This window comes from Bariatricus sp. HCP28S3_A4 (assembly GCF_052066395.1).
GTDB lineage: Bacteria > Bacillota > Clostridia > Lachnospirales > Lachnospiraceae > Allocoprococcus.
In genome coordinates, this window is sequence record NZ_JBQHSE010000001.1 from 111,712 (window position 1) to 131,526 (window position 19,815).

General features: G+C 44.7%; 16 protein-coding genes. 1 reads left to right on the forward strand and 15 read right to left on the reverse strand.

The features are described 5' to 3' along the window. Positions 1-53: 53 nt before the first annotated feature. A complete protein-coding gene (locus tag ACTNBF_RS00545; RefSeq protein WP_441088583.1) occupies positions 54-797 on the reverse strand; it encodes a TIGR01906 family membrane protein in 744 nt (247 codons plus the stop codon). Between the two features lie 84 nt (positions 798-881). On the opposite strand from ACTNBF_RS00545, the gene ACTNBF_RS00550 reads away from it, so the two are divergent. Then, a complete protein-coding gene (locus tag ACTNBF_RS00550; protein WP_441088584.1) occupies positions 882-1,790 on the forward strand; it encodes a LysR family transcriptional regulator in 909 nt (302 codons plus the stop codon). A 3-nt stretch (positions 1,791-1,793) separates the two neighbouring features. Here the strand turns inward: ACTNBF_RS00550 and ACTNBF_RS00555 are convergent, their stop codons facing one another. The 14 genes from ACTNBF_RS00555 to lepA all read right to left on the reverse strand — a co-directional run bounded on the left by ACTNBF_RS00555 (position 1,794) and on the right by lepA (position 19,799). Continuing rightward, positions 1,794-4,166, reverse strand: coding sequence for an ATP-dependent DNA helicase (locus tag ACTNBF_RS00555; RefSeq protein WP_427805528.1), 2,373 nt, complete (start codon positions 4,164-4,166; stop codon positions 1,794-1,796). Between the two features lie 86 nt (positions 4,167-4,252). Then, positions 4,253-5,020 carry a TIGR03915 family putative DNA repair protein gene (locus ACTNBF_RS00560; RefSeq protein WP_441088585.1) on the reverse strand — a complete coding sequence of 256 codons (768 nt, stop codon included), beginning with the start codon at positions 5,018-5,020 and terminating at the stop codon, positions 4,253-4,255. Further along, positions 4,995-6,332, reverse strand: coding sequence for a putative DNA modification/repair radical SAM protein (locus ACTNBF_RS00565; RefSeq protein ID WP_441088604.1), 1,338 nt, complete (start codon positions 6,330-6,332; stop codon positions 4,995-4,997). The genes ACTNBF_RS00560 and ACTNBF_RS00565 overlap by 26 nt, the downstream gene beginning before the upstream one ends. 217 nt (positions 6,333-6,549) lie before the next feature. Continuing rightward, positions 6,550-7,386 carry a P-loop NTPase gene (locus tag ACTNBF_RS00570; protein ID WP_441016912.1) on the reverse strand — a complete coding sequence of 279 codons (837 nt, stop codon included), beginning with the start codon at positions 7,384-7,386 and terminating at the stop codon, positions 6,550-6,552. Between the two features lie 24 nt (positions 7,387-7,410). Continuing rightward, a complete protein-coding gene (locus ACTNBF_RS00575; protein ID WP_427805525.1) occupies positions 7,411-7,788 on the reverse strand; it encodes a Rid family detoxifying hydrolase in 378 nt (125 codons plus the stop codon). Between the two features lie 146 nt (positions 7,789-7,934). Beyond that, the gene (locus ACTNBF_RS00580) at positions 7,935-9,344 is read right to left on the reverse strand and encodes an MATE family efflux transporter (RefSeq protein ID WP_427805524.1); all 1,410 of its coding nucleotides are present in this window, start codon (positions 9,342-9,344) and stop codon (positions 7,935-7,937) included. Further along, positions 9,307-10,491 carry an iron-containing alcohol dehydrogenase gene (locus ACTNBF_RS00585; protein WP_427819018.1) on the reverse strand — a complete coding sequence of 395 codons (1,185 nt, stop codon included), beginning with the start codon at positions 10,489-10,491 and terminating at the stop codon, positions 9,307-9,309. Before ACTNBF_RS00585 ends, ACTNBF_RS00580 begins: the two co-directional genes overlap by 38 nt. Positions 10,492-10,697: 206 nt before the next feature. Beyond that, positions 10,698-11,162 carry a DUF6465 family protein gene (locus ACTNBF_RS00590; RefSeq protein WP_427805522.1) on the reverse strand — a complete coding sequence of 155 codons (465 nt, stop codon included), beginning with the start codon at positions 11,160-11,162 and terminating at the stop codon, positions 10,698-10,700. A gap of 407 nt (positions 11,163-11,569) precedes the next feature. Beyond that, complete coding sequence (dnaJ, locus tag ACTNBF_RS00595) at positions 11,570-12,763, reverse strand: molecular chaperone DnaJ (protein ID WP_441088586.1); 1,194 nt, start codon at positions 12,761-12,763, stop codon at positions 11,570-11,572. A gap of 98 nt (positions 12,764-12,861) precedes the next feature. Then, positions 12,862-14,733, reverse strand: coding sequence for a molecular chaperone DnaK (gene dnaK / locus ACTNBF_RS00600; protein WP_427805520.1), 1,872 nt, complete (start codon positions 14,731-14,733; stop codon positions 12,862-12,864). Positions 14,734-14,843: 110 nt separating this feature from the next. Continuing rightward, complete coding sequence (grpE, locus tag ACTNBF_RS00605) at positions 14,844-15,536, reverse strand: nucleotide exchange factor GrpE (RefSeq protein ID WP_441024579.1); 693 nt, start codon at positions 15,534-15,536, stop codon at positions 14,844-14,846. 26 nt (positions 15,537-15,562) lie between these two features. Next, a complete protein-coding gene (gene hrcA, locus ACTNBF_RS00610; protein ID WP_427805518.1) occupies positions 15,563-16,606 on the reverse strand; it encodes a heat-inducible transcriptional repressor HrcA in 1,044 nt (347 codons plus the stop codon). Between the two features lie 162 nt (positions 16,607-16,768). Beyond that, positions 16,769-17,998 carry a radical SAM family heme chaperone HemW gene (hemW, locus tag ACTNBF_RS00615; RefSeq protein WP_441088587.1) on the reverse strand — a complete coding sequence of 410 codons (1,230 nt, stop codon included), beginning with the start codon at positions 17,996-17,998 and terminating at the stop codon, positions 16,769-16,771. Continuing rightward, positions 17,985-19,799 (reverse strand): translation elongation factor 4, encoded by a 1,815-nt coding sequence (gene lepA, locus ACTNBF_RS00620; protein ID WP_427805516.1) that lies wholly within the window; start codon positions 19,797-19,799, stop codon positions 17,985-17,987. The genes hemW and lepA overlap by 14 nt, the downstream gene beginning before the upstream one ends. Positions 19,800-19,815: the final 16 nt, after the last annotated feature.

Here is a 19,815-nt window from a genome sequence, read left to right on the forward strand (position 1 = left end):
ACATTCATTTTTATAAGTATAGTCAATATATCTAAACTGTTTTATAAGTTTTTCTAATTAACATTCTCTTCTTTTCTGTCCAATCGTTTACTTATCACACAAACAATAAGAGATCCCAAAAGCATAACAATAAAGATAACAGCAATCCGGATAACCATGTCAAAGAAGAATCCTTCCGGGAGCATTCGTATCATATAGTCATATTCCGGATCGAACATCCACAGATCATTGTCAAAAAACAATTCATGAAAAATCACGAAGCATTTCGTAAAGTTTTGCGAGATCAGAACGCCCAGAGCCACAATAACAACTGCAAAAACCGCGAGTATCCGCTCATACATATACGGTATGATTTTTTTCCAATTTCCTTTGAGCGCAAACAATGCAATAACTCCTGCAATAAGAATAATAAACGTTGCTCTCCTCAGGGATAGTCCACCCAGAAACAGTCCCTGCACATCTTCCATATGCAGTCTATCCTGTTCATTAAAAAAATCCTGTCGTTCCCCTTCTACCATTGTCTCGATCCTTAAGACCTCTTCCTTTCCTCTTAGATAAGACATCATATATTCTGTGACTTCCATGATGTCCTCCATTTCCATATCCAGCTGCTCCTCAACTCCGTATTTACTGTATTCTTTTTCATAAAAATCAAAATCACTGTAAATACCGATTTCAAAACTGCTGATCAAAAATATAAAAATCAAGCTCAGAGCAATTACACCACCCAGAAATTTATGAAGCCATGTTTCACCTATAATTTTCCCGTTGTCTTTTCTTCCTGTCGCTTTCTTCATGATTCCATCTTTCCTTTCGATCTCTCTTGTTTTTTTCTTCCACATCTCTTATAATACAAATGAGTTTTATAAGGAGGACTAATAATGGATATTAATTACGAATTATATAAAGTGTTTTATTATGTGGCCGATACTCTGAGCTTCTCAGAAGCATCCAAGCAGCTCTATATCTCTCAATCTGCCGTCAGCCAGTCCATCAAAGCCCTGGAGAAGAAGCTGGATCAGACTCTTTTTATAAGAAGTACGAAAAAAGTACAACTCACCCCGGAAGGCGAGATTCTTCTTCGCCACATTGAACCGGCGATCCACCTGATCAAGCGCGGCGAGGCTCAGATTCTGGAATCCGCCACCACCGGCGGACAGATCCGAATCGGTGCAAGTGACACCATCTGCCGATACTTTCTGGTTCCCTATCTGGAACGCTTTCACAGAGCTTTTCCAAATGCCCACATAAAAGTGACCAATGCTACATCTATTAAATGTACCGAACTTTTGGAGACAGGTCAAGTGGATTTGATCGTAGCAAACTATCCAAACGCATACCTCGGCAATCTGGTCTCCATAAAAAAAATAAAAGAATTTCAGGATGTATTTATCGCCAATCACGCATTTCGCGAATTGAAAGGACATCCCTTATCCTTAAAGCAGCTTCTGGATTACCCAATCATCATGCTGGACAAAAAAAGCACGACAAGCGAATTCCTTCACTCTCTGTTTCAGAAGCATCAGCTCGATCTCGTCCCGGAGATTGAACTCAGCAGCAACGACCTGTTGATTGATCTTGCAAGCATCGGTCTGGGGATCGCCTTTATCCCGGATTATTGTTTTCCGATAAAGTCCGACGATCTCTTCATCGTTGAGACTACCGAAAAACTTCCAAAAAGACAGCTTATTGCCGCCTATAACGAACATGTTCCCATCTCAAGAGCGGCTCAGGCTTTTCTTAATTATTTTGACGAACCTGTCATCTCCCAAAATCCTGATACGATCTGACTTTTAGGCATTCTGGCTATCCCAGAATGCCTTCACTTTCTCCTCCACATCTTCTAAAACGCAGGCTCCACAATCCTCCCATTCTCTTGGAAATATCTCCCGGCACCGGCGCTCCCGAAACCGTTCATCCAAAAGGAGAATCACACCTCTGTCCTCTTCCGTCCGGATTACTCTTCCTGCTGCCTGCAGCACCTTATTCATTCCCGGGTACAGATATGCATAGTCAAATCCCTGTCCGCCGTCTTTGTCAAAATAATCCTTGAGAATCGCTCGTTCACTGCACACCTGGGGAAGGCCGGTACCAATAATAAAGGCACCGATCAGTTTTTCTTCCGCAAGATCAATGCCTTCCGAAAAGATTCCTCCCATCACGCAAAAACCGACCAGACTTCCTTCGCGCACTTCCTCAAATGTTTCCAGAAAAATCTCTCTTGCTTCTTCGTTCATATAGTGAGATTGCAGAATACACTCCGTCTGACCATCTCCCATCTCGCACCGCATTTTCTCAAAAGCATCATATACAGCTTCCATAAATTGATAGGATGGACAAAACGCCATATAGTTTCCCTGCTTCGCGCGAACAGTCCGCCAGATATATTCCGCATATCGCTTATACATATCTTCCGTTCGCTTCTTATATCGTGTACTGACATCCGTTCCGTTTAGTATCAAACGTCTGCTCTGGTCAAATGTAGATTCCGCATAGACCGCATAATTATCCTTGTCCGTGCTCAGCAGCTTTTTATAATACTGTATTGGCAAAAGCGTTGCCGAAAAAAAGATCGTACTATTCCCCATATCCAGATATTTCTGGAGATTTGCCGCCGGATTGACACAGAAAAGCTTCAACATAAATCTCTGATCCTTCTGCATTTGCGAATAGATCACATAATTTTCATCCAATGCCTCATAAATACTGATGAAGGAACGAATCGAAAAATAAAAATCCCGGACAACATCCGCCACGTTCCTGTCCTGACAGTTCTCCAGGAACGTTTCAATCCTCGGCATGAGATTCATTAATTTCAGGTAAATATGGGAAGCACTGCTCACCACCCGATAATCTTCACATTCCTTCTTCATTGCCAGTAGAAGCTTATTACACTCATCCAACCTTTTCGCAAGTTTATAATCAAGCGTCTTCACCAGTTTTTTCACATTCAGAAAATCTTCTTTGTAGATCTCTGCACTGTACATCTGTCTTCCGCGCTCGACAAGATTATGCGCTTCATCAATCAGAAAAATATACTCCCCCGATACTCCTTCGGAGAAAAACCGCTTCAAATGTGCATTTGGATCAAATACATAATTATAATCACAGATCACAGCATCTGCCCATGTGGATACATCGAGTCCCATCTCAAACGGACACACACAGTGCTTTTTCGCCTGTTCTTCCAGCGCTGCTCTGCTCATCTCGTCCGTGGAAGTAAGCAGTTCGTACACGGCGTCATTTACACGGTCAAAATGTCCTTTTGCGTACGGACAGTATTCCGGATTGCATTCCGTCTCATCGCAAAAACAGATCTTCTCCTTCGCCGTCAGCGTGATCACCTTCATTTTCAGTCCCTGCTCTTTCAGGATTTGAAACGCCTGCTCGGCAACCGTTCTTGTGATCGTCTTCGCCGTCAGATAAAAGATCTTTTCCCCCAGCTCCTCCCCGACTGCTTTCACAGCCGGAAACACTGCCGATAACGTCTTTCCGACACCGGTCGGTGCCTGAATAAACAGTTTTTTCTTTCTCAGGATCGTACGATAAACGGATGCCGCCAGCTCTTTCTGTCCTTTCCGGTACGAAAAAGGAAACTGGACTCCTTTTGCAGATGCGTTCCGCTTTCTGCGCCATTCCACTTGGAATTTCGCCCATTTTTCATATTTCATGATCAGTTCATCAAACCACAGTTTCAATTCTTTGCAGTCATAGGTATAACAGAATCTCTTGATCTCCTCCGTATCCATCTGGCAGTACGTCATCTGCACACCGATAAAAGAAAGGTCTCTCTGCTCTGCATACATCCAGGCATAGCATTTCGCCTGAGCAAGATGTACTCCCACCGGCTCTTTGATTTCATCCAGCTCACAGAGTACTCCTTTAATCTCATCAATTGTCACTACGTCCGCCTCTTCCAGAATCCCGTCTGCGCGTCCCTCCACTTTCAAGCAGAAACCGTCACATGGGATCTCCTTTTTCATCGACACCTCCGCGTGATATCCCGCACCCATGCTTCGCTGAATCTTTCTATGGATCTTTCCACCCATCTGCATGGCTTCGGCATCCAGAATTCCTCCTGTTCGATTGTCAATATCGCCTTCCCGTAAAATGAATTCTACCAGATTCCGGACCGATATTCTGATCACCGGCATTTCCTGTTCCATCTCATTATCTCCCGATTCTTACATTCTTTCTATATCTTAACACGAAACAGAATCGAGAAAAAGCATTACGTGATATTTTCACTCCATTAATTCTGGAACTCCACGATATTTTTTCTGTACCAGATCGGCAGATGCTGTCTCTGGCGCACATAACTCTCGCGCTCATTGATCGAGATACTCTCAAAAAACCCTTTCCATAACTTCTGGATTTCCATCTCCGATTCGGACAAACGTTCCAGTATCTCCATATCCGCCTCGATTCCAGAGATCAGGAACCAGCTCTTTCTTGCCTCATGTACCGCAAAAACCTCATGTGTACCGTCAAAGATTAACCAGTTTTCAAGTGGCAGCCGATCTGCAAAATGCGGTGCGATACACGCAAGTATCTGACTTTTCGGATCGATTCTGGCAAATAGTATTCCGCTTTCCAATTCCTTAAAACGCAGAAATTCTTTGAAATAATGTGCTTCATTGGAAACCTTTCTGCTAAGCGCAAATACTTTCTCTACGGAAGGACTGGTCAGATTTTCCATGATCCTGGTACTATCCTTCAGCCTTCTGGCCGCAAACATCGTCCCCAGTATCGCATCTCCTTTGGCTGGATCAGACGAAAGAGCCGCATGATACAGTTTCCGATATGCATCCATCCCAAGGTGGTTCTTGATCATCTTCTCAACCGCGATCACCTTTTCTTCCCTTTCCTCACACTCCGTGTATTCACAAAACAGCTTTTGTTCAACACTGCCTTTAAAAGCAATTCCTGCATCCCCAGTTTCTCTTCTCTCCTTCCAGGCATCATACACCGCCGAAAAAATCCCGGTGATATCATCATGACAGACATAGATTTTCTGCACATTTCCCACTTCCTTCCACAGCAAACGAATCTCCTGAGAATCTCACATCATCAAATAACGACAGCTGCCTGTAATTCATCCCAATCACAGAATCCGGCAACCGTTCTTTACCGTCCAGAATATTCCTTGTTATATAATCCTGATCCATACGCACCGGATACATCATCTTGCCACTGCACGTAATAAAATACAGTGCTCTTTTCAGCACGACTCCCATTTTCTTAAGATCCGCAAAATCAACCGTCCCAAGCCTTCTTGCCTTTACGATCCGGGACGCCGACCGGTATCCAATCCCCGGAACTCGAAGCAGCATGTGGTAGTCCGCCCTGTTCACCTCAATCGGGAACTCCTCCAGATGGCGGACTACCCAGTCACATTTAGGGTCCATCAATACATTAAAATTCGGATTCTCTTCATCCAACAATTCATCCACATGAAACTGATAGTAACGCAGCAGCCAGTCCGCCTGATATAACCTGTGTTCTCTCAGAAGCGGCGGGCCACTATCTGTTTTGACCGGAAGCGCTTTATCTTCGTTCACGGGAACAAACGCCGAATAAAACACTCTCTTCAGTTCAAACTTCTGATAAAGTGCCTCCGTCACCTGCATAATCTGAAAGTCAGTTTCTGGAGTTGCTCCGATAATCATCTGCGTACTCTGCCCTGCCGGCACAAACTGCGGAGCATGCCGGTATACTGTCAATTCCTGCCTATTTTCTTTTCGCTTTTCCTGCACCAGCCTCATGGGAGTCAGGATATTCTTCCGACTCTTGTGCGGTGCAAGAAGGCGAAGACTTTCTTGCGTTGGGAGTTCCAGGTTCACACTCATTCTGTCTGTAAGATATCCCACCTTCTGAATCAGTTCCTGACTCGCCCCCGGAATGGCTTTCACATGGATATAGCCCTGAAAATTACACTCTTTTCTCAGCTTATACAGCGTCGCATAGATCAATTCCATTGTATAATCCGGACTCTTTAAAATACCGGAGCTCAAAAACAATCCCTCTATATAATTACGTCGATAAAACTCCATCGTCAGCTTACAAACTTCATCGGGAGTAAAGGAAGTACGGATCACATCATTGGATGAACGGTTCACACAGTATTTGCAATCAAAAATGCACTCGTTGGTGAAAAGGATCTTAAGCAGTGAAATACACCGTCCGTCTGCCGAAAAACTGTGGCAGATTCCTGCTTTCTCACAATTCCCCATACCGGTTCCGTCTCCTTTCCTGTCCACACCGCTGGAAGTACACGCCACATCATACTTTGCTGCATCCGACAGTATATTCAGCTTCTCATACAGGTTCATCTCCGTCTGGATCCGCACTTTTCATTCCTCCTTATTCTCCGTTCTTCGATCTTTGAGCATTTGCAAACTTACGTTCCGAACATTTGTTCTTTTATATAGTAACATATTCAAGTCGATTTATCAATATCTGAACCATATTTTTCTCATATGCGAAGCAACTAAAAAAAAGACGCTCCACATTACTGTGAAACGCCCCATTTTTATCATTGCCGGACTCCTACTGGAATCTTTCAATAATATTTGTCAGATATTTATTTTCAGCCTCATAGAACTTCTCCTGTTCTACGATTTCAGCCAGCTGAGGATCAATCGGCATTTTTCCAAGCACTTCTGTTCCAAGATTTTCCGCGATCTCATCAATGTGGCTCTCTCCGAAGACGGAAATCCGCTTTCCGCATTCCGGGCATTCCAGATAACTGTAGTTTTCTACAATTCCAAGAACCGGAATATTCATCTGTTTTGCCATATTGTATGCTTTCTCCACAATCATCTGTACCAGATCCTGCGGTGATGTGACGATCACAACTCCATCGACAGGCAAAGACTGGAAAACGGTCAGCGGTACATCACCGGTTCCCGGCGGCATATCGACAAAAAGGAAATCCAGATCTCCCCACATTACATCTGTCCAGAACTGAGTTACAACCCCCGCAATGATCGGTCCTCGCCAGATCACAGGATCAGACTCTCTCTCAAGGAGCAGGTTGACGGACATAATCTTAGTTCCGTCTTTAGCAATACATGGGAACATACCTTCTTCATTTCCGACTGCACTTTCGTGCACTCCATACATTTTCGGTATAGACGGTCCTGTGATATCGGCATCCAGGATTCCGACCGTGTATCCCTGGCTGATGGCAAGCCGTGCAAGAGATGCAGTCACCATAGATTTACCGACTCCGCCTTTTCCGCTCACCACGCCGATTACTTTTTTCACCTGTGAATACGGATTAGCCGGTGCTTTCATATCTTCTTTCTTGCTTTTACACGAGCCTGCGTGCGCACAGGAAGAACACGCCTCCGGTGAACATCCGCTGTTCTGCTCTTCTGCCATAATTCTCAACCTCCAAAATATATATTATTCTTCTACCACAGCAATGACTTCAACTTCGCAGAGAAGGTTCTTCGGAAGCGTCTTTACTGCAACACAGCTTCTTGCCGGTTTTGATGTAAAGTATTTGCCATATACTTCATTAAAGGCAGCGAAGTCTCCCATATCACTTAAGAAACAAGTCGTCTTTAAAACTTTGTCAAATGAACTTCCTGCTGCTCTTAATACTTCTCCAAGATTCTTACAAACCTGTTCTGTCTGCTCTTCAATGGTAACAGCCTCGACCGTATTTGTCTCCGGATTGATAGCGATCTGACCTGCAGAATAAAGGATACCATTGTGTACATATCCCTGTGAATAAGGTCCTAATGCTTTTGGTGCTTTCTCAGTTGCTACTGGTTTCATAATCTCGTCTCTCCTTTTCCTGGTATTTTCTATGAAAATGCCGTTTTATACTATAGTTTTTGAGCTCTCGTCAAGCCCCCGGAACCATAGTACTAGAATACCATAGCTTTCGGGAAAATCCAATCCTTTTTCCAAATAATCTGTAACTAATCCATTGCCAGTTCTTCCTGCTCCCTCGTTACATTTTTGATCCATTTATACCCCAGGAAACGCTTGACAGTGATCGGCACCTTGATCACTTCGTCACTCATCAGTAATACATAAACCACCGGAACACTGGCCCGAAAAACGAACGCTGCGATCGCTCCGAGCAGGATGGAACAGCACCACATCGTAGTTGCATCCAGACGAAGTCCGAATCTGGTGTCTCCCCCCGAGCGGAACACCCCCACCACAAGTGTTGTATTAATTGCCTGACACAGCGCGAAATAAGACATAACAAAAAACATAAACATCAGGTAACTCTTTGCTTCCGGAGAAAGTGTCATAAATCTGCTCACTGCCGGAGCCGAAACCAATATGATCCCCGCGGCAATGAATCCAGTGATGACACTCAGAACCGCAAATCTTCTGCCATATGCTTTCGCGAGCTCATACTGTCGCTCTCCGATCGTTTTCCCCAGATAGATTGCCGTCGCATTCGAGACACCGAAAACAACCACTGTGGAAAGTTCTCTTACCACCTGCACAACAGAATTTGCCGCGACTGCTGCACTGCCGAGATGTCCGATCACCGCCGTATTGGCAGAGCTCCCCATTCCCCATACCAGCTCGTTCAAAATAACCGGAGTCGCGTAGAACAAAAAGTCTTTCAACAGCACTTTATCAATGTTCCACATGTCGCTCAAATGAAAACGGACCACTTTATTTCTGAATTTTGCATACCATATTACAATCATAAGTCCAAGGATTCTTGAAATCAAAGTTCCGATCGCCGCTCCTTCAATTCCCATCTTTGGGAATCCCATAAGCCCGAAGATCAACACTGCGTTGACTATAATATTCACTATAAGTGAAGCACCGTATACGACCGTCGCGATTACGACCCTCTCAATGCTGCGCATAATATACAGATAGACCTGAGTTGCCGCCATGATTACATAAGAAAGCGCAACAATCCTCAGATATTTCACGCCTTCCGCAATGACTTCCGGGTCATTTGTATAGATCCGGAGTAGTGTCTCAGGGATCAGTTCGGCTGCCAAAGCGAAAGCCAATGCTCCGCCAATACCGATCAGCATGCCCATCCCCAGGATTTTTTCAATCGTCCGGGTATCCTTTTTCCCCCAATACTGCGCAGTCAGCACCGTAGCTCCTGACGTAGTTCCGAACAGGATCAGCGTCATGATGAACTGAATCTGTCCGGCAAGCGATGCTCCGGAAAGGACCTTCTCCCCAACCCGTCCCAGCATAAATACATCGGCTGCCTGAACCCCGACATTGATCAGGTTCTGCAGCGCCATCGGAATGATAAGCAGACATACCTGTTTATAGAAATTTTTCCAGTTAATATCCATCTTATCTTCCGTTTGCCGACTGAAAGATTTGATAAACATCGTTTACATCTAACTCCTTTATTTTCGATAATTTTACCGTTCCGCCTTTGGTTGCGTTCATTGCCAGTTCCATCAAAGTATCATCACTGAGTGTCCCGATTTCAAGCTCTTTCAAATTCACCGGCATTTCCAGGCTGCGGAAGTAATCCACCGTTTTCCGGATTGCCTCCCGCGCTGTCTCCACAGCATCTTTTCCCTGAATTCCCCACACTTTCTGACCGTAATGGCAGAAACGATCCACATCATATCGATATACATACTCTGCCCAGGATCCCCACATTGCAGACAAAGTCGCCCCATGTGCCAGATCATATTTCGCTCCGAGAGCATGTCCGAATTTATGCACACAGAAATCTTTTTCTCTGCCAAGCCCCGTCAGATCATTATGCGACAGACTTCCGCACCACATAATCTCACTCATCGCATCATAATCCTCTGGATTCTTAAATCCTTTTATTCCATTTTCGATCATGACCCTGAGAAGCCCTTCTGCGATTTCATCTGTCATCTGGTTTTTCTGATTAGGAATGAAGTATCGTTCCAACGTATGCATCATAATATCCACAACTCCACATGCAATCTGATATGGCGGCAGAGTAAATGTCAGTTCCGGATTCATAATCGCAAATTTGGGGCGGTTAAATACCGTAGTAATTCCACTTTTTTCCCCGGTCTCTTCATTTGTCAGAACAGAAGATGAGCTCATCTCACTGCCGGCTGCCGCAATCGTAAGTACACATCCCATCGGAAGAGACCGGGTAAGTGGCACTTTCTGCGTCCAGATATCCCATAGCTTTGTTCCCGGATTCGCTGCCCCATGTGCAATTGCTTTCGCCGTGTCGATCGAACTGCCTCCACCAACGGCCAGGATAAAATCCGCCCCGAACTCCAACGCCTTCTGAACTCCCCGTTCCGCATATGCGAGTCTCGGATTCGGTTTCACTCCGCCAAATTCTTCATATGTAATTTTCTCTTCTCGCAGAGCATTTTCAATCGTTTCCAGAAGACCGCTTTTCACGACACTTCCTCCTCCATAAACGATCAGCACTCTGTGTCCGTTCCATTTTTTCACTTCTATTCCCGCCTGAAGATGCGTCTTGCTTCCAAACACAATTTCAGTAGGTGTATATTGTGTAAAATTCTGCATTATTCTCCTCCGTTCTAAGATCGTCGCAGATCTTACCTATATTCTGTTGTTTTATACAATCATGGGAAAATCAGGACCGATTCCAGTTCATACTTCTATTAGAAAAAAGAAATGATTCTGTTCGATTTTTCCGGAGAAAAGAATTGCTTCTCTTCTTTCCGGAAAACGAACAATGGCAATATACATTCACTAACTACTATATAATTCTACAGCCAGATCTTACCGGTTGTTTCACCGTTGATTACATAATATACAGCGTAATCTTCCGGTTTGATATAGAGTTCCATGGACTTGATGTCTGATACTTTGTGTTTTGCCTTTGTCCATTCTTTCTTAACTGCCGCAACCATATCTTTCGTATTTACTTCTTTTTCACCATACTGCAAAACAATTTCTGTCTTGATTTCTTTCTTAGTTGCCTCTTTTCTTGTCTTAGCTGCTGCTTTCTTTACATCTTTCACAGTCTTCTCTACAGCTTCTTTCACGTCTTCTACCTTCTCTTCTGCCATTTTTACCGCTTCTTCTGCCATAGCTGCTGCAGCTTCTTTTACTTCTTCTGTCTTAACTTCTACAGCTTCTTTTACTTCTGCTGCATTAACCGGGGCTTTTGCTTCTGCTGCTTTTACATTCTTATCAATTACTGCTTTAGAACGTTTGCTTACTCTTGCCATATTTAAATATCCTCCTCGATTCTAAGTTACTGCATGTTGCCACATAACAAAGTACAAAAACCGGAAAAATTTTCCTCGGAATTTGCTTACCGCGATATTATACCACAGAAATTTCAAAAAGTCACATTGATTCCCAAGATATATTTGACTTTCAGCCTTTTTTAATGTAGAAATTTTTCTCAATTTTACTGTATTAATTATGCAAATTGTGCTATAATATTTATATTGCAAAGAAAGGAAGGTAACATTATGGTATTATTGGTTGGCATTATCGCAGTTGCAATCATCGCAGCTATCGTTACCGCCTGTGTTACTTCAGTAATTGGTGGCATCGCCGGCAGCGAATTGGAAGAAGAAGAATAAAAATATGCGTTTCATGTGGGATGTTCACACGAAACGCATATTTTTTATTCTTCCAATTCTTCTAACTTTTCCTTCACCTTATCCATGAAGCCTTTTTTCTTATTCTTTGTTTTTCCTTCGGGTTCTTCTTCCTGATTCAAAGAATTCCCTGTCAATTCATCAAATTTGCGAAGTGCCTCTTTGGCCTCTGCACTTAATTTTTCCGGTGTCTGAATCACAAGCGTGACATAATGATCTCCACGTACCTGCGGATTTCTGAGCGAAGGAACACCTTTTCCTTTCAGACGCACTTTCGTATCGGTCTTTGTTCCCGGTTTTATATTATAAAGCACATCCCCATCAATCGTCTTAATTCTTACGTCACCACCGAGCGCTGCCTGTGCAAATGTAATCGGTGCTGTTGAAAACAGATGTACATCCTGTCTCTGGAAAATCGGATGCCGTGAAACAGTAACCTCGACCAAAAGATCTCCTCTCGGACCTCCATTCACCCCAGGTTCTCCCTTTTCGCGAATCCGTACGCTCTGTCCATTATCAATACCTGCCGGAATAGAAACCTTAATCTTCTTTCGACTGGACGTATATCCTGTTCCTCCACAATCCGGACATTTTTCGCGAATAACCTTACCTGTTCCCTGACACTCCGGACAAGTCTGTACATTCTGTACTGTTCCGAAGAACGACTGGGATGTATAGACTACCTGTCCTTTTCCACCGCATCGGCTGCAGGTTTCCGAACTTGTTCCCGGTTTTGCCCCGGTACCGTTACATTTACTGCACGGATCTTTCAACACAACCTCCAGTTCCTTCTCACAGCCAAACACAGCCTCTTCAAATGTAATTCTAACACCTTTTCGAATATTTGCCCCTTTCATAGGACCGGTATTGGCACGGCCTCCTCTTCTGCCTCCGCCAAATAAATCACCAAATATATCGCCGAAAATATCGCCGAAATCTGCGCTGTTAAAATCGAATCCTCCGAATCCCCCGGCTCCGCCGGCACCTCCTTCAAAGGCGGCATGTCCAAACTGGTCATATTGACGACGTTTTTCGGGATCACTCAGTACTGCATATGCTTCAGAGGCTTCTTTAAACTTTTTTTCGGCCTCGGCATCCCCCGGATTCATATCCGGATGGTATTTCTTGGCCAAAGCCCGATATGCTTTCTTCAATGTCGCCTCATCCGCATCTTTGGAGACACCAAGGACTTCATAGTAATCTCTTTTTGATTCTGCCATAACCCTACCTCATCACTTCTACTTTTTCGTATGCATAGCAACAAATCTGCAAGACGGATTTACCCGCCTTGCAGAAAATAATTTTGTTAAACAAGAACTTAAACTTCTCTATAATCTCCGTCTACAACGTCATCTCCGTTGTATCCTTCCGGTGCCGGTCCTGCTTCCGGAGCCGGTCCACCCTGTGCTCCTGCTGCGCCGGCTGCAGCACCAGCCTGCTCATAAACCTTTGTGAACAGCTTCTGTGCACTTTCCATCAGTTTTTCTTTTGCAGCCTTGATCTCAGCGACCTGAGCATCTGTCATTTCATCGCCTGCTTTTGCAAGCAAATCTTTCAGAGTCTGAACATCAGCTTCTACTGCGCTTCTGTCAGCAGCATCGATCTTGTCACCAACTTCTTTCATTGCTTTCTCGGTCTGGAATACCATTGCGTCTGCGTCATTCTTGGTGTCAATTGCTTCTTTACGCTTCTTATCCTGTGCTTCGAACTCAGCAGCTTCTTTTACTGCACGATCGATATCTGCATCGGACATATTAGAACCTGCTGTGATCGTAATATGCTGTTCTTTTCCTGTTCCCAGATCTTTTGCTGATACATTTACAATACCGTTTGCATCGATATCAAATGTAACTTCGATCTGCGGGATTCCACGCGGTGCCGGCGGAATTCCGTCCAGTCTGAACTGTCCGAGGGACTTGTTGTCTCTTGCGAACTGTCTTTCACCCTGAACAACGTTGATATCAACTGCTGTCTGGTTATCTGCAGCAGTAGAGAAAATCTGGCTCTTCTTGGTCGGGATTGTTGTATTTCTCTCGATCAATCTTGTAGCAACACCACCCATTGTCTCGATGGACAGTGACAGCGGAGTTACATCCAGAAGAAGGATGTCGCCTGCGCCGGCATCTCCAGCCAGTTTACCGCCCTGAACGGATGCACCAAGGGCTACACACTCATCCGGATTCAGAGATTTGCTCGGTTCTTTGCCTGTGAGACGTTTTACTTCTTCCTGTACAGCCGGGATACGGGTAGATCCACCTACCAGAAGTACCTGGCCAAGGTCAGACGCTGTGATACCTGCATCAGACAGTGCACGTCTTACCGGTTCTGCTGTCTTTTCAACCAGTTCATGAGTTAATTCATCGAATTTAGCTCTTGTCAGGTTCATATCGAAATGCTTCGGTCCTTCTGCTGTTGCAGTGATGAACGGAAGGTTAATATTAGTTGTTGTTGCAGACGAGAGCTCTTTCTTTGCTTTTTCAGCTGCTTCTTTCAATCTCTGAAGAGCCATCTTATCTGTAGAAAGATCTACACCTTCTTTTGCCTTGAAATCTGCAAGCATATAGTCTGTGATCTTCTGATCGAAGTCATCTCCGCCAAGTCTGTTGTTACCTGCTGTAGATAATACTTCGATAACGCCGTCACCGATCTCAATAACGGATACATCGAATGTACCACCGCCAAGGTCATAAACCATGATCTTCTGTTCTTTTTCATTGTCCAGACCATAAGCAAGTGCTGCCGCTGTAGGCTCGTTGATGATACGTTTTACATCAAGACCGGCGATCTTACCGGCATCCTTGGTAGCCTGACGCTGTGCATCGTTGAAATATGCCGGAACAGTGATAACTGCTTCTGTAACCTTTTCTCCAAGGTATGCTTCTGCATCTGCTTTCAGTTTCTGAAGAATCATAGCTGAAATTTCCTGCGGAGAATATTTCTTTCCGTCAATGTCAACTTTATGGTCTGTTCCCATTTCTCTCTTGATAGAAGAAATTGTCTTTTCTGCGTTTGTAACTGCCTGACGTTTTGCAGGTTCACCTACCAGACGTTCTCCTGTTTTTGTAAATGCTACGATAGACGGTGTTGTTCTTGCACCTTCTGTATTTGCGATTACAACCGGCTGACCACCTTCCATAACCGCTACACAACTGTTTGTTGTACCTAAATCAATACCAATGATTTTGCCCATTATGAAGACCTCCTAATATTTTAAAAAATTTGTTTACTTACTTTGTTTATATAGAGTATATCTGCATCTTCATGTGTAAATATACAAACTATTTCATTCATTCTGCTATTTTAATTAGCAACCTTTACCATGCTGTGTCTCACAACACTTTCACGATACATATATCCTTTCTGGAATTCCTCGACCACGACATTCTCTCCGGCCTCTTCATCTTCAATATGCATCACTGCATTATGAAAATCCGGGTTAAATTCCTGTCCGACCGCCTCAATCGGTTTCACACCGATGCCTTCCAGTGTTGTCATAAGCTGCTTGTAGATCTTATCCATTCCCTGCACAAACGGATCTTCTTTGTTTTCCTCAGCTACAGACTGCAGGCCGCGTTCAAAATTATCAACGACCGGAAGAATCTTTTCCACGATATCTTTTGCACCGATCTCATACATGGCTGATTTTTCTTTCTCAGTCCGCTTTCTGTAATTATCGAATTCTGCCATCTGTCTGGTAAGCTTATCTGTCAGATCTGCAATCTGCTCATCCTTCTTGTCTTTTTTATTCTTTTTTTCAAAAAGCTTTGATTTTTTCGGCTCCGCAGTTTCTTCTGTTTTTTCTTCTTCCTTCGCATCTGCTTCGCCGGCCTCTTTGTTCTCACCTTCCCGACTTTCTTCGGAATCCTCTTCCTTATCATTTTCTTTTTCAGCAGCTTCTTCTGCTTCCGCTTCCATGGCGGCTTTCTTTGCCTCTTCCACTGCTTCTTTTACCATTTCTTCATTACTCATCTGATTATCCAACGGTTCTGCCACCTTTCTCCTTTCATAGTCCTGATGTTCTAACCATCCCTGTGGAAAATCTCATCCAGTTCCGCCATCAGAGTCTTTAACGTCTTCATTACATGTTCGTAATCCATCCGCTTCGGTCCAATGATTCCAATGGTCCCCTGCATACCCTCACCAAGCTCATAGGTCGCTGTGACAACACTGCAGTCCTTCATCTTCTCCACATTGGATTCATTTCCGATATAGACCTGAATGTCTTTATTCTCGCTGCTGGCCATCGTCTTTGATACCAGCGCTGCCAGCTGCTGCTTTTCTTCGAAAGCACTGATAATCTCCTGAGCGCTCTGCTTATCGCTAAGCTCCGGATATTTAAAAATATTCGTTGCGCCGCTGGTGTAAATCTCCATGTCATCATCAAGCTGTATCACATTCGCCACTGCATCCAGCACATTACTGACCACTTCACTGTGAATCCCTGCCTGTTCCTTCAGTCTGGCGATCATTCCGAGATTGATCTCTTCCACCGACAGTCCGATCAGTGCCGTATTTAACAGCATATTCAGTTTCAGCAATGCTTCGTTATCCAATGGCTCTTCCAGTGTAATAATCTGGTTCTTTACGATATTTCCATCCATCACAATGACGACGACCAACTGGTTCTCATCTACCTGTGAAAGCTGGATGAACTTCAGCTTATTCCTGTTATATACCGGAGAGGAAATCATCGTCGCGTAATTGGTGTTCGTTGCCAGTACTTTCGCGACCTGCCTTAGGAGCTGATCCATCTTATCTGACTTCTCCAGCATCTGCTCCTTGAGTTCTGTGACCTCCTGCTCTTTCTGGCTCATCAGCATATCTACATACCATCGATATCCTTTATCAGATGGAATCCTTCCCGCCGATGTGTGAGGCTGCATGATATAACCCAGTTCTTCCAGATCCGCCATTTCATTCCGGATCGTTGCAGAGCTTAAGTTCAGATCCGTATACTTGGAAATCGTTCTCGATCCCACCGGCTCTCCGGTGTCTAAATAATTCTTAATGATGGCATGAAGGATTTTCGTTTTCCGCTCACTAAGTTCCTGTATAGACTCCATCTGCACCCTCCTTTGTTTTATTAGCACTCGGTATATTCGAGTGCTAACATCATCTTCGCTTATTAATGTATCACTCCCAACACGCTTTGTCAACCCACTTTATAAATATTTCATAGTTACACTTTTTTATCGCAAAAGGACTGCCATATGACAGTCCTTTTCTCAAAACATAAACTCCACAAATACCGTATTGCTCACATCGATTCCCTGTTCTGTAAGCGCGATACGGTCCTCATGTTCTTCTATAAGATGCATACCTTTCAGTTTCCGGATCGGTTTTCCGTAGACCGCTTCGATCCCGGTTCCAAAGGCTTCCTCAAATTCTGTTTTCGATATGCCTTCCGTCATGCGCAGTCCGAGAAACATGAATTCCTCCATCTCATCTTCCAGGCTGAGTTTTTCTCCGGAAAATTTTTCTTCAAAATTATCCCTGTATTCCGTCATCTTTTCCGGATTACTGTATCTTGCCCCTTCAAAAAATGTGGCGGCACCCACGCCGAACCCCAGATACGGCACTCTTCTCCAATACCCGCAGTTGTGCCTGCATCGGTATCCGGGCTTTGCATAATTGGAAATCTCATACCGCTGATATCCCGCACCGACGAGGATCTGCTCTGTCTGATGATACATCTCCCGTTCTTCCTCCTCCGTAGGAAGCGCAGGCCACGGCAGATTTGCACCCTTTCTTTTCTCACATCCCGACTCCGCCCTTTCTTCCCGTCCTGCATCTTCCCCGTACCTGTCATAGAATAAAGTTCCGGGTTCGATGATCAGACTGTATGCAGAAATGTGCTCCGGCTCCAGAGCCGCGACTGTTCTCAGTGTTTCGGTCCAGCTCTCCGCCGTCTGACCCGGGATCGCCGAAATCAGATCAATATTGATATTGTCAAATCCGCACATCCTCGCACTCCTATAGGCCTCAAGGAATTCTTCATAAGTGTGTATCCTTCCAAGCATCCGCAGTTCTTCATCATGGACAGACTGTAGTCCGATGCTCAGCCGGTTCACACCGGCATCTTTATACGCTTTCAGTTTTTCATCCGTAACCGTACCGGGATTCATCTCCATAGAAATCTCCGCATCCGCAGAAATGTGATATTGATCCCGAACCGTATCAAGAATCATCCGGAACTGGTCTCCGGTAAGAAGAGAGGGAGTCCCTCCTCCAAAGAAAATGGAAGAGACCTGATACTCTTCCACTTTTCCTGCATTTGTCCTGATTTCCTCACACAGAATCTGTACATATTCTTCCCGCTCTTTCTCGCCTGCGGGCGCTGATAGGAAATCACAGTAGGCACATTTCTTCAGGCAGAACGGAATATGAATGTACAGTTCCAAAGGCTTGCCCGCCCCACCTGATATTTGTTTTCTTTCCATATTATTTCTTATCATCCAATTTCAGAACACTCATAAATGCTTTCTGCGGAATTTCTACATTTCCCACCTGACGCATACGTTTCTTTCCTTCTTTCTGCTTCTCCAGAAGTTTCTTCTTACGTGTGATATCACCGCCGTAACACTTCGCAAGAACATCTTTACGCAGAGCTTTGACCGTCTCACGCGCAATGATCTTGCTTCCGATCGCTGCCTGGATCGGGATCTCGAAGAGCTGTCTCGGGATCTCTTCCTTCAGCTTTTCACACATCTTTCTTCCCCGGTCATAAGCGCTTCCTGCAAATACAATGAAGGAAAGTGCATCGACTTCTTCTTTATTAATGAGAATATCCAGCTTGACCAGTTCAGACCGCTCATATCCAAGAAGCTCATAATCAAAAGAAGCGTATCCGCGCGAACGTGATTTCAGTGCATCAAAGAAATCATAGATAATTTCATTCAGAGGCAGATGGTAGTGAAGCACTGCTCTTGTCTCTTCGATATATTCCATTCCCTGGTACACGCCTCGTCTTTCCTGACACAGATCCATGATCGCTCCGATGAATTCCGAAGTTACCATGATCTCCGCTTTTACGACAGGTTCCTCCATATATTCAATCTCCGCAGGATCCGGCAGATTGGACGGATTGGTAAGTTCAATCACCTCTCCGTTTGTCTTATACACTTTGTAGATAACTCCGGGTGCTGTCGTCACCAGATCCAGGTTATATTCCCGTTCCAGACGTTCCTGGATGATTTCCAGATGCAGAAGCCCGAGGAAACCACATCGGAACCCAAACCCTAGTGCCAGTGAAGTCTCAGGCTCAAACTGAAGCGCCGCATCATTGAGCTGCAGTTTCTCCAGTGCATCCCTCAGATCCGGATATTTGGAGCTATCCGCCGGGTACACACCGCAATACACCATCGGATTGACTTTCTTGTAACCCGGAAGCGGCTTGTCACAAGGTCTTTGCGCATTCGTTACCGTATCACCGACACGCGTGTCTTTCACATTCTTCAGACTGGCAGTAAAGTATCCTACCATTCCGGCGGATAATTCTTCACAAGGAATAAACTGGCCTGCTCCGAAATAACCAACTTCCACTACATCTGCAGTTGCTCCGGTTGCCATCATTCTGATCGGTGTCCCCTTCGTGATGCATCCTTCTTTAATCCTGCAAAATACGATGACTCCTTTATACGGGTCATAAAGGGAATCAAAGATAAGCGCCTGAAGCGGAGCATCGGGATCCCCCTCCGGTGCCGGAATCTTCGCCACGATCTGTTCCAGCACTTCTTCTACATTCAAACCGGTCTTTGCAGAGATTCTCGGTGCATCCTGTGCTTCAATCCCGATCACATCCTCAATCTCTTCAATCACACGTTCCGGTTCTGCACTCGGAAGATCCACCTTATTGATAACAGGCATGACATCCAGATCATGATCCAGTGCGAGATATACATTTGCAAGCGTCTGTGCCTCAACCCCCTGAGCGGCATCCACAACCAATATCGCACCGTCACACGCGGCGAGACTACGGGAAACTTCATAATTAAAATCCACATGTCCCGGCGTATCGATCAGATTGAAAATGTATTCCTCCCCGTCTTTTGCCTTGTAAACGGTGCGGACTGCCTGGGACTTGATCGTAATCCCTCTCTCCCGCTCCAGGTCCATGTTGTCCAGTACCTGTGCCTGCATTTCCCGGCTGGTAAGAAGGCCGGTCATCTCGATGATCCGGTCTGCCAATGTAGATTTCCCGTGGTCGATATGCGCAATTATACAAAAATTCCGAATTTTCTTTTGATCCATATGCATAGCCCTTTTTTCGTCT